Raw genomic sequence first — 3739 nt, 5'->3', positions numbered from 1 at the left:
GCCTTGCGTGTCGATCAGGGTGATGATCGGAAGCCCGAAACGTTCCGCCAATTCGTAAACGCGCGCCGCCTTGCGATAGCCTTCGGGCAGCGGCTTGCCAAAATTGCGCTTGATTCTTTCGGTGGTCGAGCGGCCGCGCTGATGCCCCACGACTGCGACCGCGCGATGTCCGAAATAGGCGAGGCCGGCGACGATCGCGCCGTCGTCGGCAAAGTGCCGGTCGCCGTGGATCTCGATAAACTCTCGCATCAGCAAGTCGATATAGTCGAGCGTCTGCGGCCGATTGGCGTGCCGCGCGAGGCGCACGCGCTCGATTGCGCTGCGCGCCTCGGGGCCGGGCAGGTCAGTCGTCGCGGCGCCGTTGCCGCGGTGCTTGCCGCCGCGCGCCTTATGTCCGTTGTGATTGTCTTTCAATTTTATCCACGCCTGAAAAATTTCTCGAACAACGCAAGAGCATCCTGAGCGCCACGCTCCGGGTCAAGCCATACGATTTCCGGCTCGCGGCGAAACCACGTCAGTTGACGCTTGGCCAGCCGCCGCGATTCCTGCCTGGCCTGCGCGATTGCGGCGTCGAGCGCGATCTCACCGCGCAGATACGCCGCGATCTGTTTATACCCGATCGTACTAAGCGGAGGCTCCCCGGGCGAGTATCCCGCCTCGACCAGCGCGCGTACCTCGTCGACCAGCCCGGCCGCGACCATCGAGTCAAAGCGTGCGTCGATCGCCGCGTAGAGTTTTTTCCGATCGACTTCGACGCCGACCGTCAAAGTATCGTAGCCGTTGTCGGCGAACCGATGGCGCAGTTGATGCGCCGAGATCGTTTCGCCGGTCAGCTCGAAGACTTCCAGCGCTCGCACTATCCGGTAAAGGTCGTTGACGCCGATTCGGTTCGCCGCCGCGGGATCGATCTCGCGCAGCGTCTGATGTAGTTGCGCGACGCCATTCTCAGCCGCGATTTTCGCGAGCCGGTCGCGAATCTCCGGCGACGCCGCCGGCCCGCGAAAGATTCCGCCGCGGATCACGCGCAGATAAAGTCCGCTGCCGCCGACCACCAGCGGATTCCGCCCGCGCGCCGCAATCCCCTCGATGGCAGTGCGTGCAAGCTGAGCGAACTCCGCGACGTCGAGCGACTGGTCGGGATTGCGCACATCAATAAGATGATGCGGCACGCGTGCCTGATCCTTCGCCGAGGGTTTCGCCGTGCCGAGATCCATCCCGCGGTAGAATTGCCGCGAGTCGGCGTTGACTATCTCGCAGTTCGAGCGCTGCGCCACTTCCATCGCGAGCGCCGACTTGCCCGCCCCGGTCGGCCCGACGATGAAGCCGACCGCGATTCTCGCTGGTCGCATCGAGGTGCCCAGTCCCGTCACTGAAAAACTCATCGACGGAACATTCGTTCAATTTGGCCGCGGGCGAACTGAATATGCACCGGGCGGCCGTGCGGGCAGTTGGTTTTGAACTCGGTGCGATCCAGTTCCGCGAGCAGCGAGTGGATTTCGGGTAGCTCGAGCACGCGCCCGACGCGAACCGAGCCATGACACGCGAGTTGCTTCAGCCAATTCTCGAAGGCGGCTTCGCCGCCGCCGCGAAAGCCGGCATCGCCCATGCTCTCGATCATGTCGCCGAGCAGCTTCGCGCCGCCTTCCGGCCCGAACACGGCCGGCGCGCCCTTGAGCAACAGGGTGGTCGGCCCGAACGGCTCGACATCGAAGCCCATCGCGCGAATTTCAGTGATAGCGGCGTGCACCATGCCGGCGCGCGCGGGGCTTAGCTCGACGGACACAGGGGTAAGCGTCGCCTGCGTGCGAATCCCGCCGTCGCGGAGCTCGCGGCGCAGCTTCTCGAACGTGACGCGCTCATGCGCCGCATGCTGATCGATCAGGAGCAGCCCCTCCTCGGTTTCGAGCGCGATGTACCCCGCGAAGATTTGTCCGATCACGCGCAGTTTCGAGTACATGGGTATCGGTGCCGCTGGCGCCGCTGGACCGCCGCGCGCGTCGCGGTCGTAAGCAAGAGTGAGCGGCCGCTGGAACGCTTTCTCGGTGAGCGCGTCGGGCACCAGCCGCAACGGCGAGTCGCTGCGCATACTCGGAGCTCGGTCATCGACGCGATCTTGCGCGCCCTTCGACGACATTGTGATGAGTCCCATCGCCGCGTCGTCGGTGGATGATACCGGAGGGTCGCCGATCGTTGCCGGCTGCACGCTATCGGTTTGATCCGCCAGCCGGTCGCGGATTGCGTGATAGACAACATCGAAGACCGCGCCGCCGTTGCGGAATCGCACCTCGGTCTTCATCGGATGCACATTGACGTCGACGTCTTCGGGCCGCATGCCGACGAACAGCAGCGTCGCCGGATGACGTCCGCGCGGGATGAGCGTCTGGTAGGCCTGCTCGACTGCGCGAATCAGCATCCGGTCGCGGACCGCGCGGCCGTTGACGAAGGTGAAGATCATTCTGCCGGTGGGAAACGATTCCTGGCTGGACGCGGCCAGCCCTTGCGCGCGTATTCCGGGACGGTCGAGATCGAACGCGAGCATCCTGGTGGCGATCTTTGAGCCGAACACCTGGCGGAATCGTTCGAGCACCGAGTTGGCGCGCGGCAAATCGAAAACCACGCGACCGTCGGAAGCCAGGCGAAACGCGATGTGATGATTGGCCAGCGCGACGCGCTGGAACGACTCGGCGATCGCACCCTGCTCGGTCGCCAGCGTCTTCAGGAACTTGAGCCGGGCCGGGGTATTGAAGAACAGCTGGCGTACTTCGATTCGGGTGCCCGCCGCGATCGCGCAGGTGCGCGTATCTTCGATGTTGCCGGCCTCGGCCGCCACTTCGACCCCGTTGTCGTCGGCGGCGCGACGGGTTTGCATCCGCAGATGCGACACGCTGGCGATCGAGGCGAGCGCCTCGCCGCGAAAACCGAGCGTGCGAATCGCGGTCAGGTCGGCAGCGCTGCGAATCTTCGACGTCGCATGACGACGCAGCGAAAGGATCGCGTCGGCGCGCGTCATGCCTGAGCCGTCGTCGGCGACCGCGATCAGCGCAGAACCGCCGGCGAGAATCTCGACGCTGACCGAGCGCGCGCCGGCGTCGAGCGAGTTTTCGACCAGCTCCTTGACCGCGGAGGCCGGGCGCTCGACGACTTCGCCCGCGGCGATTTGGCTGGCGACTTGCTCGGGCAGGATGTGGACTATGTGCTCGGACATTATTGGCCGGACGACCTGGCTAGACATTGTAGCTTTCGGACTGGATAACTGGATACTCAAGCAACTCGCCGTCGCGGCGTCAAAAAACCGGGGATGACTTTACGGGTTGAAGATCGGGGCGGGTTTTGAAAAGCTCTCGGCGCGGCGAACTCGCTTTTTCACTATCACTCAAACGATGAAAAAAATTACGGTAATGCTGCTGGGCGCGGCAATTTTGGTGGCCGCGGCCGCCGCGGGTGCTGCTGCGGCGCCAGTCAAAATCGGGGTCGGTGTGATCGGCCCGATCTCGCCGCAGACCGAGGCCGACATCGACCAAATCGTCGGCAAGCTGCCGAACGTGCAGGCGGTGCCGATTCAGCCCCCGGGAGGAGTCGATGCGTGCGTCAAGAGATTCGTCGCGGGCGATCCCGAGGATCGGCTCGACGCAGTGATGATCGTCAGCCTGCCGACTGAGTCGTTTCAATCGCAGCGCGACTCGAACGAGGCGAAGTTCACTGGTGCTTACGAAATCTGGACGCTGGATCTCTCGACGCT

The 3739-nt window shown here is 64.2% G+C and carries 4 protein-coding genes; 1 reads left to right on the top strand and 3 read right to left on the bottom strand.

Translation table 11 applies throughout. The features are described from left to right. The 3 genes from VIW95_RS12495 to mutL all read right to left on the bottom strand — a co-directional run. On the bottom strand, positions 1-414 hold a 414-nt coding region (locus tag VIW95_RS12495; RefSeq protein WP_331586946.1), incomplete at its 3' end, for a carboxyl transferase domain-containing protein. 2 nt (positions 415-416) lie between these two features. After that, on the bottom strand, positions 417-1382 hold the full coding sequence (miaA, locus tag VIW95_RS12490; protein ID WP_331586944.1) for a tRNA (adenosine(37)-N6)-dimethylallyltransferase MiaA: 966 nt from the start codon (positions 1380-1382) through the stop codon (positions 417-419). Continuing rightward, positions 1379-3232, bottom strand: a complete 1854-nt coding sequence (mutL, locus tag VIW95_RS12485; protein ID WP_331586943.1) for a DNA mismatch repair endonuclease MutL — start codon at positions 3230-3232, stop codon at positions 1379-1381. The genes miaA and mutL overlap by 4 nt, the downstream gene beginning before the upstream one ends. Positions 3233-3380: 148 nt before the next feature. Here mutL and VIW95_RS12480 point away from each other — a divergent pair. Next, positions 3381-3739 (top strand): hypothetical protein (locus tag VIW95_RS12480; protein ID WP_331586941.1); only part of this gene is annotated, 359 nt, incomplete at its 3' end.

Origin of the sequence: Binatus sp. (SeqCode) (assembly GCF_036522015.1) — a bacterium.
Taxonomy (GTDB): Bacteria; Desulfobacterota; Binatia; order Binatales; family Binataceae; genus Binatus.
Note: the sequence above shows the minus strand (reverse complement) of the source record. Positions and strands in the feature narration are given on the sequence as shown.